Source organism: Citrobacter freundii complex sp. CFNIH4 (genome assembly GCF_002934505.1).
In the GTDB taxonomy this organism is placed as follows: domain Bacteria; phylum Pseudomonadota; class Gammaproteobacteria; order Enterobacterales; family Enterobacteriaceae; genus Citrobacter; species Citrobacter freundii.
On sequence record NZ_CP026231.1, the window covers coordinates 849,542 to 867,164 of the forward strand.

Sequence of the window (17,623 nt, forward strand, 5' to 3'; positions counted from 1 at the left end):
TGACAGGATGAAAACAGTACTCATCACGGGATTTGAACCCTTTGGCGGCGAATCAGTTAACCCTTCCTGGGAAGTGGTCTCGGGACTCGATAATGCTATCATCGGTGGATGCCGCGTCGTTGCCCGCCAACTGCCGTGCGTCTTTGGCGAGTCTCTTACCGTACTCAATGGCGCAATTGACGCGCTGTCGCCATCGCTGGTCCTGGCGGTGGGGCAGGCAGGTGGCCGCACGGATATCACCGTGGAACGCGTGGCGATTAACGTTGACGATGCGCGTATTGCGGATAATCAGGGGCAACAGCCGGTAGATGTGCCGATTGTAGCCGATGGTCCAGCGGCATGGTTTAGCACGTTGCCGATCAAAGCGATGGTTATGGCTATGCGCAACGCGGGAATTCCGGCTTCGGTTTCCCAGACCGCTGGCACTTTCGTGTGTAATCATGTGATGTATGGTCTGCTGCATAAACTACGCGATGTACCGGCGGTGAAGGGCGGCTTTATTCATATCCCATATTTGCCGCAACAGGCTGCACAGCATCCCGGAGCGCCAAGTATGGCGACAGAAACGGTGCGCCGTGCGCTGGAGATTGCAATTGCCACCGCCTTGCAGGTGGAAAGCGATATCGCAGTGACGGGCGGCGCAACACATTAACAAAGGACAGTATTATGCCTGAAGGCCCGGAAATCCGCCGCGCGGCGGATAACCTGGAGGCGGCAGTCAAAGGCAAACCCCTGACGGATGTCTGGTTTGCCTTTGAGCAGTTAAAACCGTATCAATCTCAACTGATTGGGCAACGTGTAACCCAGCTTGAAACGCGAGGGAAAGCGCTGCTGACCCATTTTTCTAATGGCCTGACGCTGTACAGTCACAATCAGCTCTATGGCGTGTGGCGAGTGGTGGATACCGGCGAAATTCCGCAAACTTCGCGGGTACTGCGCGTCAGTCTGCAAACACATGACAAGACAATTCTGCTCTATAGCGCGTCTGATATCGAAATGCTGACGCCAGAACAGCTAACCACCCACCCGTTCCTGCAACGGGTTGGGCCGGATGTACTGGATTTACGTTTAACGCCCGATGACGTTAAAGCGCGTCTGTTATCTCCGCGTTTTTGCAATCGCCAGTTTTCTGGTCTGCTACTGGACCAGGCTTTTCTGGCGGGATTAGGTAACTACTTGCGGGTAGAGATCCTTTGGCAGGTTGGGTTGACCGGGCAGCATAAAGCGTCGCAGCTTAGTGATGAGCAACTGGATCAACTGGCACATGCGCTGCTTGATATTCCGCGCCTGTCTTATAATACCCGCGGGCTGGTCGATGAGAATAAACATCACGGTGCGTTGTTTCGCTTCAAGGTCTTTCATCGGGACGGCGAAGCCTGTGAGCGTTGTGGTGGGACTATCGAGAAAACGATGCTCTCTTCGCGACCTTTTTACTGGTGTCCGGGATGTCAGCACTAAGCGGGCTGTTTTGGCGCGTGCACCGAAATAAACCGCGCGACTGCGGGGCCAGTTAACAAAATGCTGAACAGTCGCAGGGTTTGCATCGCCATGATGAGCGCCATATCAGCGTGGCTTCCTGCGGCAATCACCGCGACAGAATCCACGCCACCTGGACTGGTCGCCAGATAGGCAGTGAGAAAATCAATCTGCATGTAATGCGCCAGTCCCCAGGCCATACCGGCGCAGATCGCCATTAGTGAAAAAATGGACAACAGGATCTGCGGCAGTGGTCGTAATGCCATTAGAAAGATCTGTTTGTCAAAGCCAAGGCCGATTTGCCAGCCGATGGCCATATAGGCTATCGCCAGTAGCCATTCCGGCAGTTCAATCACCATCACTCCGCTTGCATTCAGCAAGGCACCCACCAGCATCGGCAATAGCATGACGCCAGAGGGAATACGCAGTAAGCGTCCAGTCGTGCCGGCAACGGCGGCCAGCATCAGAGTGCTGAAAAGATTGCCGCTTAGCGGCGGAAACCAGATGATTTGTTCACTGACCGCCTGCGCCTGGTCGCCCATCACCAGCCGGGTGACCAGCGCTGCCGCGCCGACTACTAACAGTACGCGCAGATACTGCATAAACGCCACCAGTCGGATGTCGGCACCATAATCCTGGGCCATTGCAACCATTGCCGCTGCGCCGCCTGGTGACGAGCCCCATGCGCCGGTGTTACCCGGTAGCGTACTGTAGCGAACCAGCAGCCAGCCGATTATCGCGCTGCTGATAAGGGTTGCCAGCAGGATAACAATCACCATCGGCCAGTGGGCTGCAAGGGTTGTGAAGATTGAACCGGTCAGATTTTGGGCAATCATGCAGCCGAGAATCGCCTGCGCGCCAAGAAATGTGCAGCGAGGAGGATGCAGAGAGACGCCGCGCAGACTAAAGATGATGCCGACGATCATCGAACCGAGCAGCAAGGGTCCTGGAAGATGGATAAACAGAAAGAGCAGGGAAAGCAGGAGCGATAGCACAAACAACAGGCTCCACTGCAAAACAGGCATCCCATGCTCCTGAGTTATATGCTGCGTTTAACGTGTTGATACAGCATAGAGAAAAAGTCCGCTGAAAAAAATATCAAGTATCAATAAAAACGGACTAACCGGTGATCGGGTATTGATGCCTGTTATCTGAAAAAATCATCGACAGCATCATTCCATGCATGCCCAAAGACAGACCATTCCTGACTGATTGTAGGTGGAAAACCGCTCCGGCAGTATCCATTTTTAGATTCAAAATTAAAGACGCCGTGTGGGTAACCATTTATCAGCAACACACATTTCTTACTGTCTTCTGACCAACCGATCTTCACATCTGATGGGATATGCCCATCTGAAACATCTTCTGCATTGTAAATATGCAGTGCATCTTTGATAGGATTTCCGTCAGCAGATTCATCAAGTGCATAGAAGTACCCGGTTTGACCATCATCTTCAAATACAGCCGTGTAAGAACCTTCTGGGGCCAAACTTTCTATTACCTGTGCTTCACCGACAATGAGTTGAGCTTGAACCGTAACCGTGATCGTCATTTTAAATTCCCACATGTATAAATATTCGTTGTTATATAATTTACACTGATAATTCGAGTGTTTGATTTGAAAATTTTTAGGTTGATTGTTTAAATGATGAGCGTCCCTGGGACTTACGCCATCTTTTGATTTCATCAATGACGCCTTGTGGGCTGTCTTCCCTGTCATCCGGGGGATTAAAAATCAATCCATTACTTTCCGGATGGTCCACGATTTTATCGAAATGATCGACTAATGAGTCGATGTAAGATTCACGATCCATTTCTCCCTGGTAGCGCGGGTTTGCAGAGAATTCATTTAGGAAGTCTAAGAATTCGGATTCAGTGTAGTCTTCGAGTTTTTGCTTAAGATGATTCATATACTCACCTTTATAATAAGATGCTTTGCAGAGTGTTATTATTTGTTTTCTAAATGCTTATTCAACTTTTAAGACAAAAAGGTAATTGTTCTAAAACTATGTTTAACTTTTCAATTAACTCATTTTTATCCCATCCAGAAGATATTTTTATTATAGGGTGATCCCAGTCACTATTTTGTATCATTTGAATGATAAATTCACCACCTTCTTCAAATGAAGGATACCAACCAATGTCTACAACAACTCCATCATTTAAAGCTAGCTGAAATAAATCTTCATCTAATCGTGTTACCTCTTCTAACTCAGTTTTGTTGAAATCTAAAGCAGATATTTCGTCGTAAATATTCTCTACATTTTCGATGTGATAGTTATTTCCTAAAATGCAGTAATTTGTTTTCATTTTGTTAATTTCCTAGCCTCATTTGAACCTATTGGATGAGAGTGAATAGTTCCTTGTGATTCTTTGGTAACCACCCATTTCGTTTCCTTTCCTTTGTAAGCGCCTTGGACATTATTGAATTCTTTAACTTTCCAGTTTTGTCCATTAGTTGTTGGAGTACCATTCTCCCATACCTCCTGGTCTACAGATTCGATATGGACTTCTGGTTTGAATTTTGCTGGACCAGACTTCGTATTTTTTATCACTTCCTCCCAGGGTCTATTTTTGGAAGAATAGTGCTTATGTCTATGAGTATAAGATGTTTTTCTCTCGCTGAGGTAAACATATATCGGCTGAATGCCTGAATCGGTCGGAAAGACCAGAATATAATCGTTAAAATCGGCGACATCGGGCACAAGGAACGGCGGCGTGGTGTACTCATTTTTGCCATCCGGGATTGGTGTTACCAGAATGGTTGGCTGATCCAGCGGTGGAACATCGTTTCCAGTATGTTCAGGTACATCACCCGTCGCAGGATTTTCCGGCGTCCATGTGATTAACGGCCCGTCTGCGTCGTGGGCAGGCGTAAATTCATAGCGATGATGTTCATCGTTCCACAGCATATTCGCGACGCGCACGTTTTCATAAGGAGTACCTTCGCCGGTATGCACGCCGTAGACTTGCGATTTACCGTGAATGTCGATTCCCCAGAAAAAACGAACCCGGGTGGTGGCAGTGCCACCTACCAGCGCCTTTTTCCGTAGTTCTTCTTCATACCAGAACTCATCGCGTCCGGGAACGCGTGCACTGTCCGTACCCGCGGACGGAATATACAGCGCGGAAGCCAACGCGCCGATATAAGGAACGCCGCGTGCGGCGCTGAGCATGCCACTGAGTGACCACTCGCCCCACACCTGCGTCAGCCCACCTAAGATCGGCAGCGCGGCCGAGGCTTCTGCGGGCTGTGCATATCCGCAACAATCATCGACGGAAGATTGTGCGAAAACCGCCATCTGTCCGAAGTTTTCAGCCGATTCTTCACGGCTCCCCGCGTCTGTACAGCCTTTTTCTTTCAGACAGGATTTGGCATAGACCGGCGTAACTGCTGGAATGTGTGGTGCAGGGGGAGAAGGGCGTTTCACTATGGGTTTTATCGTACTGACCGGCTGAGGGCGGGGTGGTATAAACAAACGGTTGTACTCAGCAGGCAATGCCAGGTAGTCAAACTCAGTGTTGGCAATCAGGTGTTTGCAAAGAATATAGTCATACGATACTGCAATTTCTTCGGTATCCAGCTCGTTTAGGGCCACATAGGTTTGTATGCTTTTTACCGATGCATTTCTTAATTGAATATAATAGTAGCGTTCCCATCTACCAAATCTGTTTATTCTCCATAAATCAATTTCAATAAACAGACGTTCATTATTATTGATGGCGTTAATCAATAATGGTGTGCTTTTATCAATTAGTTTTGTGAAGTTCAGTAGCTGGGTATTAATACCAGAATCAGTATTAGCTAATCCATTCGAAAGTGAAAAAGCAAAAATCTCATCAGGATCGTTTTTCTGCCAGCGATTTCCTACAGATGCGTAAGTGCCACAGCCGGAAGAAATATTTCCTTGTTGTTCACCTGTTATCTTCAGGTAAATAAGATCACCCATGCCATTTAATTCAGGGATGTATTTTATAAGACCGAATTAAATAGCTAATAAATTTAAAAATCAAATTATGCGTTGGCGATTGATGCTATATAAAAGGGGGGGCATGTCTGAAATGTATTATGGGACGAATTGGCTGATGAGAATAATATTGATGAGATGAATGCGGTAATTTGAGCAGGGTCTGAGAAAAGCCACCGGAATTACCCGGTGGCCTGAACAATTAACGCTTAATATCAGATTTAAAATCGCGCTTGTCGTAGCCGGTGTACAGCTGACGCGGACGGGCGATTTTCATGCCGTCGGTGTGCATTTCGTTCCAGTGTGCAATCCAGCCAACGGTACGCGCCATGGCGAAGATAACGGTGAACATGGAGGACGGAATACCCATCGCTTTCAGGATTATGCCGGAGTAGAAGTCTACGTTCGGGTAGAGTTTCTTCTCGATGAAGTATGGGTCGTTGAGCGCAATGTGCTCAAGTTCCATCGCCACTTCCAGCAGATCATCTTTGGTGCCCAGTTCTTTCAGCACTTCATGGCAGGTTTCACGCATGACGGTAGCGCGCGGGTCATAGTTTTTATAAACACGGTGACCAAAGCCCATCAGGCGGAAGGAATCATTCTTGTCTTTCGCGCGGCGAACAAATTCCGGAATGTGTTTAACAGAGCTGATTTCTTCCAGCATTTTCAGCGCAGCTTCGTTTGCGCCGCCGTGTGCCGGTCCCCACAGGGAAGCGATACCAGCCGCGATGCAGGCAAACGGGTTAGCGCCAGAAGAGCCCGCGGTACGTACGGTAGAGGTTGAGGCGTTCTGTTCGTGGTCAGCGTGCAGGATTAAGATACGGTCCATGGCGCGTTCCAGAATCGGATTCACTTCGTATTTTTCGCACGGCGTAGAGAACATCATGTTCAGGAAGTTACCGGCGTAGGAGAGATCGTTACGCGGGTACACGAACGGCTGCCCGATGGAATACTTGTAGCACATCGCTGCCATGGTTGGCATTTTGGACAGTAGGCGGAAGGCGGCGATTTCACGGTGACGCGCGTTGTTTACATCCAGCGAGTCATGATAAAACGCTGCCAGCGCTCCGGTGACACCGCACATAACGGCCATCGGGTGAGAGTCGCGGCGGAAACCGTGGAACAGACGCGTGATCTGCTCGTGGATCATGGTATGGCGAGTGACTGTGGTTTTGAACTCGTCGTACTCTTCCTGCGTCGGTTTTTCGCCGTACAGCAGGATATAACACACTTCCAGATAGTTGGACTCGGTCGCCAACTGGTCAATCGGGAAGCCGCGATGCAGCAAAACACCTTCGTCACCGTCGATGAAAGTAATTTTGGATTCGCAGGATGCGGTAGAGGTAAAACCTGGGTCAAAAGTAAACATCCCTTTTGAGCCAAGGCTACGAATATCAATAACGTCCTGACCGAGCGTACCTTTCAGCACATCCAGTTCAATAGCAGCATCACCATTTAGAGTGAGTTTTGCTTTAGTATCAGCCATTTACGGTCTCCTTAGCGCCTTATTGCTTAAGACTGCCGGAACTCAAATTTGCCTTCGTGCATCAATAAACCGTTACCAGTTTGTTATTTGGCTCGCCGCTCTGCGAAAGAGGGGATGACCTGGGTACAGAGCTATGGGCGCTTGCAGGTAAAACGGTCTTTTTATGGCGAATAAACTGCAAATCAAGAACTTAGCAATCCGAATTATTTAACCTGTCTATCACTAATAACTGTCCTGAAGGTATTGGTCAATACTTCCACACTGTTACATAACTAAATCTCCGGTGAAAGAGTGACCCCATAACTTTTACGCATTATATGCTTTTTCTGGTGTCGTTTGTAACAACTTTGTTTAATGATTGTCAAATCAGATGATTAAAAATTAAAATAATGTTGTTATCGTGACCTATGTCACTGTTCGGGATAAAACCCGACAAACTATATGTAGGTTAATTGTAATGATTTTGTGAACGTCCTATACTGCCGCCAGGTCTCCGGAATACCCTGCAATCCCGAGCCAACCAGCGTTGTAACGTGTCGTTTTAGCATCTGGAAGCAGTGTTTTATATGACGCGTAGTTATAGTAAGGACGCTGTCTGACCCGCACGCAGACCGGAGGAAGGAAATCCCGTCGTCTTTCAGGCTACAGGTGTCTTCATCTTCTGTACCCGAAGTCTAAAGGGAATAATAAGAACAGCATGTGGGCGTTATTCATGATAAGAAATGTGAAAAAACAAAGACCTGTCAATCTGGATCTGCAAACGATCCGGTTCCCAATCACGGCGATAGCGTCCATTCTCCATCGCGTATCCGGAGTGATCACCTTCGTGGCGGTCGGGATTCTGTTGTGGTTATTGGGTACCAGCCTTTCCTCCCCTGAAGGTTTCCTCACCGCGTCATCCATTATGAATAACTTCTTTGTGGAGTTAATTCTGTGGGGGATCCTGATTGCGCTGGCATATCACGCCGTAATGGGCATTCGCCATCTGTTGATGGATTTTGGCTATATCGAAGAAACCCTCGAAGCAGGGACACGCTCCGCCAAAATTTGTTTCGTTATTATTGTCGTGCTTTCACTTCTCGCAGGAGTCCTCGTATGGTAAGCAACGCCTCCGCATTAGGACGCAACGGCGTACATGACTTCATTCTGGTCCGTGCTACCGCTATCGTTCTGACGTTATACATCATCTTTATGGTCGGTTTCTTCGCCACCAGCGGCGAGCTGACGTATGAAGTCTGGACCGGTTTCTTCTCATCGGCATTCACCAAAGTCTTCACCCTGCTGGCACTTTTCTCCATCTTGATTCATGCCTGGATCGGCATGTGGCAGGTGTTGACCGACTACGTTAAACCTCTGGCTGTGCGCCTGATTCTGCAACTGGCTATCGTTGTTGCGCTGGTGGTTTACGTCATTTATGGATTTGTTGTGGTGTGGGGTGTGTAATGAAACTGCCAGTCAGAGAATTTGATGCTGTTGTGATTGGTGCCGGCGGCGCAGGTATGCGCGCGGCGCTGCAAATTTCCCAGAGCGGGCAGACTTGTGCGCTGCTCTCTAAAGTGTTCCCAACCCGTTCCCATACCGTATCCGCGCAGGGTGGCATCACCGTTGCGCTCGGTAATACCCATGAAGATAACTGGGAATGGCACATGTACGACACCGTTAAAGGGTCGGACTACATTGGTGACCAGGACGCTATTGAATATATGTGTAAAACCGGTCCGGAAGCGATTCTGGAACTGGACCACATGGGGCTGCCGTTCTCTCGCCTCGACAATGGCACAATTTATCAACGTCCGTTTGGCGGCCAGTCGAAGAACTTCGGCGGTGAGCAAGCGGCACGTACTGCGGCAGCGGCAGACCGTACCGGTCATGCGCTGTTGCACACGCTGTATCAGCAGAACCTGAAAAACCATACCACCATCTTCTCAGAATGGTATGCGCTGGATCTGGTAAAAAATGCCGATGGCGCGATTGTCGGTTGTACCGCGTTGTGTATTGAAACCGGTGAGGTAGTTTACTTCAAAGCCCGTGCGACCGTGCTGGCGACCGGCGGTGCTGGCCGTATTTATCAGTCCACCACCAATGCCCACATCAATACTGGTGACGGTGTTGGTATGGCTATCCGCGCTGGCGTGCCGGTGCAGGATATGGAGATGTGGCAGTTCCACCCAACCGGTATCGCCGGTGCGGGCGTTCTGGTCACAGAAGGCTGCCGTGGTGAAGGTGGCTACCTGCTGAACAAACACGGTGAGCGCTTCATGGAGCGTTATGCCCCGAATGCGAAAGACCTTGCGGGTCGTGACGTGGTGGCGCGTTCCATCATGATCGAAATCCGTGAAGGTCGCGGCTGCGACGGCCCGTGGGGTCCGCACGCTAAGCTGAAACTCGACCACTTGGGTAAAGAAGTGCTGGAATCCCGTCTGCCGGGCATTCTCGAACTGTCCCGTACCTTTGCTCACGTTGACCCGGTTAAAGAGCCGATTCCGGTTATCCCAACCTGCCACTATATGATGGGCGGTATTCCGACCAAAGTTACTGGCCAGGCGCTGACTGTGAATGAGCAGGGCGAAGATGTGGTGATCCCGGGACTGTTTGCGGTAGGCGAAATCGCCTGCGTATCGGTTCACGGCGCCAACCGTCTCGGCGGCAACTCGCTGCTGGACCTGGTGGTGTTTGGTCGTGCGGTGGGTCTGCATCTGCAGGAATCTATCGCTGAGCAGGGTGACCTGCTGGATGCGACCGAAGATGAAATCGATGCTTCTCTGGCACGACTGAACCGCTGGAACGGTAACCGTAACGGTGAAGACCCGGTGGCGATTCGCAAAGCGCTGCAAGAATGTATGCAGCATAACTTCTCGGTTTTCCGCGAAGGCGATGCGATGGCGAAAGGTCTGGAAGAGCTGAAAGCGATTCGCGAACGCCTGAAAAATGCCCGTCTGGACGATACCTCCAGTGAGTTCAACACCCAGCGCGTTGAGTGTCTGGAGTTGGATAACCTGATGGAGACCGCGTACGCCACTGCAGTATCTGCAAACTTCCGTACCGAAAGCCGTGGCGCGCATAGCCGCTTCGACTTCCCGGAACGTGATGATGAAAACTGGCTGTGCCATTCCCTGTACCTGCCAGAGTCGGAATCCATGACGCGACGTCAAGTCAATATGGAACCGAAGCTGCGCCCGGCATTCCCGCCGAAGATTCGTACTTATTAATGCGGAGACAGGACAATGAAACTCGAGTTTTCAGTTTATCGCTATAACCCGGATGTTGACGACGCTCCGCGTATGCAGGATTACACCCTGGAGGCGGAAGAAGGGCGCGACATGATGCTGCTGGATGCATTGATGCAGCTGAAAGAAAAAGATCCGTCTCTGTCGTTCCGCCGCTCCTGCCGTGAAGGGGTCTGCGGCTCCGACGGTCTGAATATGAACGGCAAAAATGGACTGGCCTGTATCACACCTATTTCTGCGCTGAATCAGCCGGGCAAGAAAATTGTCATTCGCCCGCTGCCGGGTTTACCGGTTGTGCGCGATTTGGTGGTAGACATGGGGCAATTCTACGCACAGTATGAGAAGATTAAGCCTTACTTGTTGAATAATGGGAAAAATCCGCCGGCTCGTGAGCATTTACAAATGCCTGAGCAGCGTGAGAAGCTCGATGGGCTGTATGAATGTATTTTGTGTGCATGCTGCTCAACTTCCTGCCCATCATTCTGGTGGAATCCGGACAAGTTTATTGGCCCGGCAGGCCTGCTGGCCGCGTATCGCTTCTTAATTGATAGCCGCGATACCGAGACCGACAGCCGCCTGGAAGGTTTAAGTGACGCTTTCAGCGTATTCCGCTGCCATAGCATCATGAACTGCGTCAGCGTATGTCCTAAAGGACTGAACCCGACGCGCGCCATCGGCCATATTAAGTCGATGCTGCTCAAACGTAGTGCGTAAGATTTTGTAGTGGTTGCCGGGGAAGTGATTCCCCGGTAGTACAGGAAACCTCTAAAAACTGCCATATGAGTAGTAATAATCGAGATGTTCAGAGCGAGACAAGGCCGCAACGCAGTCGTAGCCTGAACAGCGAAGATTATTAGACAGTTTTTAAAGGTTCCTTAGCGGACGCAGATGACACGACAGTCCGCAACAAGTGAACCCCGGCACGCACATCGGTGTGCGTGGTAGTATCCACGGCGAAATACTCGTCATAGTTCACGTTGCATGTGCGTTGGCTGCACTTGCTCACCCTGGTCACTTACTGGATGTAAGCTCCCTGGGATTCGCAAGCTTGCCACCTTCCTGAAACGCGATCTATTTAGAGTATTAAATAAGCAGAAAAGATGCTTAAGGGATCACGATGCAGAACAGCGCTTTGAAAGCCTGGTTGGACTCTTCTTACCTCTCTGGTTCTAACCAGAGCTGGATAGAACAGCTCTATGAAGACTTCTTAACCGACCCTGACTCGGTAGATGCTAACTGGCGTTCGACGTTCCAGCAGTTACCTGGTACCGGAGTCAAACCGGATCAACTCCACTCAAAAACACGTGATTATTTCCGTCGGCAGGCGTTGATTACTCCACGTTACTCTTCTTCTATCTCCGACCCTGATGCCAATGTGAAGCAGGTTAAAGTCCTGCAGCTCATTAACGCCTACCGTTTCCGCGGTCATCAGCATGCGAATCTTGATCCGCTGGGACTGTGGCAGCAAGAAAATGTGGCCGATCTGGACCCGTCTTTCCACGATCTGACCGATGCGGATTTCCAGGAAAGCTTTAACGTAGGTTCTTTTGCCGGCGGCAAAGACACCATGAAGCTGAGCGACCTGGTTGTTGCGCTGAAACAAACCTACTGCGGCCCAATTGGCGCCGAGTATATGCACATCACCAGCACCGAAGAAAAACGCTGGCTTCAACAGCGTATCGAGTCTGGCCGTGCCGCATTCAGTAGCGAAGAGAAGAAACGCTTCCTGAGCGAACTGACCGCAGCAGAAGGTCTGGAACGCTACCTGGGCGCTAAGTTCCCGGGCGCGAAACGCTTCTCGCTGGAAGGCGGTGATGCGTTAATCCCAATGCTCAAAGAGATGATCCGCCACGCTGGTAACAGCGGTACCCGTGAAGTGGTACTGGGCATGGCGCACCGTGGTCGTCTGAACGTTCTGGTTAACGTACTGGGCAAACGCCCGCAGGAACTGTTCGACGAATTCGCAGGCAAACATAAAGAACACCTCGGCACCGGTGACGTGAAGTACCACATGGGCTTCTCGTCTGATATCGAAACCGAAGGCGGTCTGGTACACCTGGCGCTGGCGTTTAACCCGTCGCACCTGGAAATCGTTAGCCCGGTGGTTATCGGCTCCGTACGTGCACGTCTGGATCGTCTGGACGAGCCGAGCAGCAACAAAGTACTGCCAATCACCATCCACGGCGATGCGGCGGTAACCGGGCAGGGCGTGGTTCAGGAAACCCTGAACATGTCGAAAGCGCGTGGTTACGAAGTGGGCGGTACCGTTCGCATCGTCATCAACAACCAGGTGGGCTTTACTACCTCTAACCCGTTGGATGCGCGTTCTACTCCGTACTGCACCGACATCGGTAAGATGGTTCAGGCGCCAATCTTCCACGTTAACGCGGATGACCCGGAAGCGGTCGCTTTTGTGACGCGCCTGGCGCTGGACTTCCGTAATACCTTCAAACGCGATGTGTTCATCGATCTGGTGTGCTACCGCCGTCACGGCCACAACGAAGCCGACGAGCCGAGCGCAACCCAGCCGCTGATGTATCAGAAAATCAAAAAGCACCCGACCCCGCGTAAAATCTACGCTGACAAGCTGGAAGCGGACAAAGTCGCCACGCTGGAAGATGCGACCGAAATGGTCAATCTGTACCGTGATGCGCTGGATGCTGGTGAATGCGTGGTGAAAGAGTGGCGTCCAATGAACATGCACTCCTTCACCTGGTCGCCGTACCTCAACCACGAGTGGGACGAAAGCTACCCGAACAAGGTTGAGATGAAGCGTCTGCAGGAGCTGGCAAAACGCATCAGCACCGTGCCTGAAGCCGTTGAAATGCAGTCGCGTGTTGCCAAAATTTACGGCGACCGTCAGGCCATGGCCGCAGGCGAGAAGCTATTCGACTGGGGTGGGGCGGAGAATCTGGCTTACGCCACGCTGGTTGACGAAGGCATTCCGGTTCGTCTGTCGGGTGAAGACTCCGGTCGCGGAACCTTCTTCCACCGTCACGCGGTCATTCATAATCAGGCTAACGGTTCAACCTACACGCCGCTGCAGCATGTGCATAACGGTCAGGGCACGTTCCGCGTATGGGACTCCGTACTGTCTGAAGAAGCGGTACTGGCGTTTGAATACGGTTATGCCACGGCAGAACCGCGCACGCTGACCATCTGGGAAGCGCAGTTCGGCGACTTCGCCAACGGTGCGCAGGTGGTTATCGACCAGTTCATCTCTTCCGGCGAGCAGAAATGGGGCCGTATGTGCGGTCTGGTGATGCTGCTGCCGCACGGCTACGAAGGTCAGGGTCCGGAGCACTCCTCCGCGCGTCTGGAACGTTATCTGCAACTTTGCGCTGAGCAAAACATGCAGGTTTGCGTCCCGTCTACCCCGGCACAGGTTTACCATATGCTGCGTCGTCAGGCGCTGCGCGGTATGCGCCGTCCGCTGGTGGTGATGTCACCGAAGTCGCTGCTGCGTCATCCGTTGGCGGTGTCTACGCTGGACGAACTGGCAAATGGCACCTTCCTGCCAGCCATTGGCGAAGTCGATGAACTTGATCCGAAAGGCGTGAAGCGTGTCGTGATGTGTTCTGGTAAGGTTTATTACGACCTGCTGGAGCAACGCCGCAAGAACGACCAAAAAGATGTTGCCATTGTGCGCATCGAACAGCTCTATCCGTTCCCGCATAAAGCGGTGCAGGAAGCGCTGAAACCGTTTGCTCATGTACATGATTTTGTCTGGTGCCAGGAAGAGCCGCTCAACCAGGGCGCATGGTACTGCAGCCAGCATCATTTCCGTGAAGTAATTCCATTTGGGTCAGCTCTGCGTTATGCAGGTCGCCCGGCCTCTGCCTCTCCGGCAGTAGGGTATATGTCCGTTCACCAGAAGCAGCAACAAGATCTGGTAAATGACGCGCTGAACGTCGATTAAATAAAGGATAAATAATGAGTAGCGTAGATATTCTTGTTCCCGACCTGCCTGAATCCGTAGCGGATGCAACGGTTGCAACCTGGCACAAAAAACCGGGCGATGCAGTACGTCGTGATGAAGTACTGGTAGAAATCGAAACTGACAAAGTGGTACTGGAAGTACCGGCATCAGCGGACGGTATTCTTGATGCGGTTCTGGAAGATGAAGGGACAACCGTCACTTCTCGCCAGATCCTTGGTCGCCTGCGTGAAGGCAACAGCACCGGTAAAGAAACCAGCGCTAAGTCTGAAGAGAAAGATTCTACTCCGGCACAGCGCCAGCAGGCGTCTCTTGCTGAGCAGAACAACGATGCCCTGAGCCCGGCGATCCGTCGCCTGCTGGGTGAGCATAACCTCGAAGCCAGCGCTATCAACGGCACCGGTGTCGGCGGTCGTATCACGCGTGAAGATGTTGAAAAACATCTGGCGAAAGCCCCGGCTGCGAAAGCCGAAGCAAAAGCGCCGGCAGCAGCACCTGCACCACAGGCTCAACTGGGCGCGCGTGGCGAAAAACGTGTTCCGATGACCCGTCTGCGCAAACGCGTAGCCGAGCGTCTGCTGGAAGCGAAAAATTCCACCGCCATGCTGACCACTTTCAACGAAGTCAACATGAAGCCAATCATGGACCTGCGTAAGCAATACGGTGATGCGTTCGAGAAACGCCACGGTATCCGTCTGGGCTTTATGTCTTTCTACGTGAAAGCGGTTGTTGAAGCGCTGAAACGCTATCCGGAAGTGAACGCGTCCATCGACGGCGATGACGTGGTTTATCACAACTACTTTGATGTCAGCATGGCGGTCTCCACGCCGCGTGGTCTGGTCACGCCGGTCCTGCGTGATGTGGATCTGCTGGGTATGGCTGACATCGAGAAGAACATTAAAGAACTGGCAGTTAAAGGTCGCGACGGCAAGTTGACGGTTGAAGATCTGACGGGCGGTAACTTCACCATCACTAACGGTGGGGTGTTCGGTTCCCTGATGTCCACGCCGATCATCAACCCACCGCAGAGCGCCATCCTGGGTATGCATGCCATCAAAGATCGTCCGATGGCGGTAGACGGCAAGGTTGAAATCCTGCCGATGATGTATCTGGCGCTGTCTTATGACCACCGTCTGATCGATGGTCGTGAGTCAGTAGGCTTCCTGGTAACCATTAAAGAGTTGCTGGAAGATCCAACGCGTCTGCTGCTGGACGTGTAGTTAATAAGAGTATCACCTGCCCCGTAGGTCTGGATGCTTATCAGACCTACGGGTAAAAGATAACGATTACCTGAAGGATGGACAGAACACATGAACTTACATGAATATCAGGCAAAACAACTTTTTGCCCGCTATGGCTTACCGGCACCGGTGGGTTATGCCTGTACTACTCCGCGTGAAGCAGAAGAAGCCGCTTCAAAAATCGGCGCTGGCCCGTGGGTAGTGAAATGTCAGGTTCACGCTGGCGGCCGCGGTAAAGCGGGCGGTGTGAAGGTTGTGAACAGCAAAGAAGACATTCGCGCTTTTGCTGAACACTGGCTGGGTAAACGTCTGGTTACTTACCAGACAGACGCTCATGGCCAACCGGTAAATCAGATTCTGGTTGAAGCCGCGACCGACATTGGTAAAGAACTTTACCTCGGCGCAGTTGTTGACCGTAGCTCCCGTCGCGTGGTCTTCATGGCCTCTACCGAAGGCGGCGTGGAAATCGAAAAAGTAGCGGAAGAAACCCCGCACCTGATCCACAAAGTGGCGCTCGATCCGCTGGCAGGCCCGATGCCTTACCAGGGTCGCGAGCTGGCGTTCAAACTGGGTCTGGAAGGTAAACAGGTTCAGCAGTTCACCAAGATCTTCATGGGTCTGGCGACTATCTTCCTGGAGCGCGACCTGGCGCTGATCGAAATCAACCCGCTGGTTGTCACCAAGCAGGGTGACCTGATCTGCCTCGACGGCAAACTGGGCGCTGACGGCAACGCGCTGTTCCGCCAGGCTGACCTGCGCGAAATGCGCGACCAGTCTCAGGAAGATCCGCGTGAAGCGCAGGCTGCGCAGTGGGAACTGAACTACGTTGCGCTCGACGGCAACATCGGTTGCATGGTTAACGGTGCGGGCCTGGCAATGGGCACCATGGACATCGTTAAGCTGCACGGCGGCGAACCGGCTAACTTCCTCGACGTTGGTGGCGGTGCGACCAAAGAGCGTGTAACCGAAGCGTTCAAAATTATCCTCTCTGATGACAATGTTAAAGCCGTACTGGTTAACATCTTCGGCGGTATCGTACGTTGCGACCTGATCGCCGACGGTATCATCGGCGCGGTAGCAGAAGTAGGTGTAAACGTTCCGGTCGTGGTACGTCTGGAAGGTAATAACGCTGAACTCGGCGCGAAAAAACTGGCTGATAGTGGCCTGAATATTATTGCAGCGAAAAGTCTGACGGATGCAGCTCAGCAGGTTGTTGCCGCAGTGGAGGGGAAATAATGTCAGTTTTAATTAATAAAGATACCAAGGTTATCTGCCAGGGCTTCACCGGTAGCCAGGGGACATTCCACTCCGAACAAGCGATTGCTTACGGTACTCAGATGGTTGGCGGCGTAACGCCAGGTAAAGGCGGCACCACGCACCTGGGCCTGCCGGTGTTCAACACCGTGCGTGAAGCTGTAGAAGCGACTGGCGCGACCGCCACCGTTATCTACGTTCCGGCACCGTTCTGCAAAGACTCCATACTGGAAGCGATTGATGCTGGTATCAAACTGATTATCACCATCACCGAAGGCATCCCGACGCTGGATATGCTGACCGTGAAGGTGAAGCTGGATGAAGCTGGCGTGCGCATGATCGGCCCGAACTGCCCAGGTGTGATCACCCCGGGCGAGTGCAAAATCGGCATCATGCCGGGCCACATTCACAAGCCGGGTAAAGTGGGTATCGTTTCCCGTTCAGGTACCCTGACCTATGAAGCGGTTAAGCAGACTACCGACTACGGTTTCGGCCAGTCCACCTGTGTGGGCATCGGTGGTGACCCGATCCCAGGCTCTAACTTCATCGACATCCTGAAGCTGTTCCAGGAAGATCCGCAGACTGAAGAGATCGTCATGATCGGTGAGATCGGCGGTAGCGCAGAAGAAGAAGCCGCTGCGTACATTAAAGATCACGTGACCAAGCCGGTTGTCGGCTACATCGCGGGCGTCACCGCGCCGAAAGGTAAGCGTATGGGTCACGCGGGTGCGATCATCGCAGGTGGGAAAGGTACGGCGGATGAGAAATTCGCTGCGCTGGAAGCCGCAGGCGTGAAAACTGTTCGTAGCCTGGCCGATATCGGCGAAGCGCTGAAAACCGTTATTAAGTAATAAATAAAAAACAGCCCTGACTCTCTGCGTAGTCAAGGGCTGGTCTCGTTTCGACATGGTTGGCCATCTGATGATGGCCTTTTTTTATTTTTAGTTATCTGAATCTTGCAAATTACTCATAATCATCTGCATAAATGAGATTATTTTTTGCGGTGAACATCATTCTTTCTCTTGGTTAAATTC

Annotated in this window: 16 protein-coding genes and 1 pseudogene; 10 read left to right on the forward strand and 7 right to left on the reverse strand. The window is 51.6% G+C overall.

What is annotated here, in order from left to right; genetic code table 11:
* Positions 1–7: 7 nt before the first annotated feature.
* A complete protein-coding gene (gene pcp, locus C2U41_RS04320; RefSeq protein WP_103848311.1) occupies positions 8–652 on the forward strand; it encodes a pyroglutamyl-peptidase I in 645 nt (214 codons plus the stop codon).
* Positions 653–666: 14 nt separating this feature from the next.
* The gene (nei, locus tag C2U41_RS04325; RefSeq protein ID WP_103848312.1) at positions 667–1,458 is read left to right on the forward strand and encodes an endonuclease VIII; all 792 of its coding nucleotides are present in this window, start codon (positions 667–669) and stop codon (positions 1,456–1,458) included.
* Here nei and C2U41_RS04330 read toward each other — a convergent pair.
* The 7 genes and pseudogenes from C2U41_RS04330 to C2U41_RS29470 all read right to left on the reverse strand — a co-directional run bounded on the left by C2U41_RS04330 (position 1,455) and on the right by C2U41_RS29470 (position 7,244).
* Positions 1,455–2,501, reverse strand: coding sequence for an AbrB family transcriptional regulator (locus tag C2U41_RS04330; RefSeq protein WP_103848313.1), 1,047 nt, complete (start codon positions 2,499–2,501; stop codon positions 1,455–1,457). The two genes, nei and C2U41_RS04330, sit on opposite strands and share 4 nt — an antisense overlap.
* A 122-nt stretch (positions 2,502–2,623) precedes the next feature.
* Positions 2,624–3,028 (reverse strand): DUF2251 domain-containing protein, encoded by a 405-nt coding sequence (locus tag C2U41_RS04335; protein ID WP_044701066.1) that lies wholly within the window; start codon positions 3,026–3,028, stop codon positions 2,624–2,626.
* A 76-nt stretch (positions 3,029–3,104) separates the two neighbouring features.
* Entirely contained in the window at positions 3,105–3,386 is a 282-nt protein-coding gene (locus C2U41_RS04340) for a bacteriocin immunity protein (RefSeq protein WP_103848314.1), read from the reverse strand.
* Positions 3,387–3,447: 61 nt separating this feature from the next.
* Entirely contained in the window at positions 3,448–3,786 is a 339-nt protein-coding gene (locus C2U41_RS04345) for a hypothetical protein (RefSeq protein ID WP_046669878.1), read from the reverse strand.
* Positions 3,783–5,426 (reverse strand): type VI secretion system tube protein TssD, encoded by a 1,644-nt coding sequence (gene tssD, locus C2U41_RS04350; protein WP_103848315.1) that lies wholly within the window; start codon positions 5,424–5,426, stop codon positions 3,783–3,785. Before tssD ends, C2U41_RS04345 begins: the two co-directional genes overlap by 4 nt.
* A 220-nt stretch (positions 5,427–5,646) precedes the next feature.
* The gene (locus C2U41_RS04355; protein ID WP_003831404.1) at positions 5,647–6,930 is read right to left on the reverse strand and encodes a citrate synthase; all 1,284 of its coding nucleotides are present in this window, start codon (positions 6,928–6,930) and stop codon (positions 5,647–5,649) included.
* 203 nt (positions 6,931–7,133) lie between these two features.
* Positions 7,134–7,244, reverse strand: a pseudogene (locus C2U41_RS29470) (hypothetical protein).
* 383 nt (positions 7,245–7,627) lie between these two features.
* Here C2U41_RS29470 and sdhC point away from each other — a divergent pair.
* The 8 genes from sdhC to sucD all read left to right on the forward strand — a co-directional run bounded on the left by sdhC (position 7,628) and on the right by sucD (position 17,440).
* On the forward strand, positions 7,628–8,032 hold the full coding sequence (sdhC, locus tag C2U41_RS04370) for a succinate dehydrogenase cytochrome b556 subunit (protein ID WP_003831406.1): 405 nt from the start codon (positions 7,628–7,630) through the stop codon (positions 8,030–8,032).
* Positions 8,026–8,373 carry a succinate dehydrogenase membrane anchor subunit gene (sdhD, locus tag C2U41_RS04375; RefSeq protein WP_003022916.1) on the forward strand — a complete coding sequence of 116 codons (348 nt, stop codon included), beginning with the start codon at positions 8,026–8,028 and terminating at the stop codon, positions 8,371–8,373. The genes sdhC and sdhD overlap by 7 nt, the downstream gene beginning before the upstream one ends.
* Positions 8,373–10,139 (forward strand): succinate dehydrogenase flavoprotein subunit, encoded by a 1,767-nt coding sequence (gene sdhA, locus C2U41_RS04380; protein WP_003022919.1) that lies wholly within the window; start codon positions 8,373–8,375, stop codon positions 10,137–10,139. The genes sdhD and sdhA overlap by 1 nt, the downstream gene beginning before the upstream one ends.
* 15 nt (positions 10,140–10,154) lie before the next feature.
* Positions 10,155–10,871, forward strand: coding sequence for a succinate dehydrogenase iron-sulfur subunit SdhB (gene sdhB / locus C2U41_RS04385; RefSeq protein WP_003022921.1), 717 nt, complete (start codon positions 10,155–10,157; stop codon positions 10,869–10,871).
* Between the two features lie 403 nt (positions 10,872–11,274).
* Positions 11,275–14,076, forward strand: coding sequence for a 2-oxoglutarate dehydrogenase E1 component (gene sucA, locus C2U41_RS04390; protein WP_003022923.1), 2,802 nt, complete (start codon positions 11,275–11,277; stop codon positions 14,074–14,076).
* Between the two features lie 14 nt (positions 14,077–14,090).
* Complete coding sequence (odhB, locus tag C2U41_RS04395; RefSeq protein WP_003022925.1) at positions 14,091–15,314, forward strand: 2-oxoglutarate dehydrogenase complex dihydrolipoyllysine-residue succinyltransferase; 1,224 nt, start codon at positions 14,091–14,093, stop codon at positions 15,312–15,314.
* 90 nt (positions 15,315–15,404) lie between these two features.
* Positions 15,405–16,571 (forward strand): ADP-forming succinate--CoA ligase subunit beta, encoded by a 1,167-nt coding sequence (sucC, locus tag C2U41_RS04400; protein WP_003022927.1) that lies wholly within the window; start codon positions 15,405–15,407, stop codon positions 16,569–16,571.
* Positions 16,571–17,440, forward strand: coding sequence for a succinate--CoA ligase subunit alpha (sucD, locus tag C2U41_RS04405; protein ID WP_103848316.1), 870 nt, complete (start codon positions 16,571–16,573; stop codon positions 17,438–17,440). The genes sucC and sucD overlap by 1 nt, the downstream gene beginning before the upstream one ends.
* Positions 17,441–17,623 lie beyond the last annotated feature (183 nt).